This is a genomic window from Streptomyces sp. KLMMK (assembly GCF_036961605.1).
Classification (GTDB): Bacteria; Actinomycetota; Actinomycetes; order Streptomycetales; family Streptomycetaceae; genus Streptomyces; species Streptomyces telluris.
In genome coordinates this window covers 1-1,490 of record NZ_JBAMDC010000723.1, presented here as the reverse complement: position 1 = coordinate 1,490, position 1,490 = coordinate 1, and the positions used below count along the sequence as shown (strand labels likewise).

General features: G+C 74.9%; 2 protein-coding genes. Both read left to right on the top strand.

The genetic code is table 11. The features are described 5' to 3' along the window. Positions 1 to 299 precede the first annotated feature (299 nt). Positions 300 to 827: a 2Fe-2S iron-sulfur cluster-binding protein gene (locus V7793_RS37475; protein WP_443058088.1), complete on the top strand. Its 528-nt coding sequence runs from the start codon at positions 300 to 302 to the stop codon at positions 825 to 827. Further along, positions 824 to 1,490: FAD binding domain-containing protein (locus tag V7793_RS37470; protein WP_336014188.1), on the top strand; the 667-nt coding region annotated here is incomplete at its 3' end. The genes V7793_RS37475 and V7793_RS37470, both read left to right, overlap by 4 nt.

Below are 1,490 nucleotides of genomic sequence, written 5' to 3'. Positions count from 1 at the left end.
GTCACGGCCGACGAGCGGAGCGGCGGCGGGGGGAGGCGTCGCCGCGGGGGCGGAAGCGGGTGCGGGGACGGAGACGGGGACGGAGACGGAAGCGGAGGAGTGCGAGCTGGTCATGCGGGCGCCTTCCGGTGGTCGCGGGCTCTCCTGGCCCGAACCACCGCCCGTGATCGTTTCATTCCCGCGCCCCGCGGCGGCCGCGGCTGCACCGAACGGGTGCAGTGGCGGCCCCGCGCGTTTGCGCGAGTGCGGAGCGGGGACCTCGTGACGGTGCCGAGGGACTCCAGTGAAGGCGAGACACCGTGGCCGCACCGCAGACCACCTCCCCCGTGACCCTGCACGTCAACGGCGTCGCGCACCACAAGGAATTCGACCACCGGACGACCGTGCTCGACGCGCTGCGCGAGCACCTGGGACTCACCGGGGCAAAGAAGGGGTGCGACCACGCGCAGTGCGGGGCGTGCACGGTGCTCGTCGACGGACGGCGGGCGAACAGCTGCCTGCTGCTGGCCGTCGCCCACGACGGCGCCGAGATCACCACGGTGGAGGGGCTGGCCGAAGGGGACGCGCTGCACCCGCTCCAGGAGGCGTTCCTCGAACGCGACGGCTTCCAGTGCGGCTACTGCACGCCGGGCCAGCTCTGCTCCGCAGTAGGAATGATCGCCGAGGCGGACGAGGGCGCTCCCTCCCACGTGACGCCCCTCGCGGCGCCGCCCGGAGCGCCCGTCCCCCTCTCCCCCGACGAGATCCGCGAGCGGATGAGCGGCAATCTGTGCCGCTGCGGGGCGTACGTGAACATCGTCGCCGCGATCGGGGACGTGGCCCGGTGAAGGCCTTCGCCTACACGCGCGCCGACGACGTGGACGGGGCGATCGCCGCCCTCGCGGCCTCCCCCGGCGCCATGGTCCTCGGAGGCGGCACCAACCTGGTCGACCTGATGAAGCTGGGCGTCGCCTCCCCCGGGCTGCTGGTGGACGTCGGCCGCCTGCCGCTCACGGACATCGAGGAGACGCCGGACGGCGGGCTGCGCATCGGGGCCGGCGTCCGCAACAGCGACCTCGCCGCCCACCCGGCCGTGCGGACGCGCTACCCCGCCCTGTCCCAGGCGGTGCTGGCAGGCGCTTCCGGGCAGATCCGCAACACGGCCACCACGGGCGGCAACCTCCTCCAGCGCACCCGCTGCCTGTACTTCCAGGACGTGGGCAAGCCGTGCAACAAGCGGGTGCCGGGGAGCGGCTGCCCGGCCCGCGAGGGGGTGCACCGCGACCTCGCGGTGCTGGGCCACTCGCCGCAGTGCGTCGCCACGCACCCCTCCGACATGGCCGTGGCCCTGGCGGCGCTCGACGCGGTCGTCCACCTGCGCGGGCCCGGCGGTGAACGCGCCGTCCCGCTCTGCGACTTCCACCGGCTGCCCGGGGACGATCCCGCGCGGGACACGGTCATCGGCCCGGCCGAGCTAGTCGTCGCGGTCGGGCTGCCGGCGCCGCCGCCCG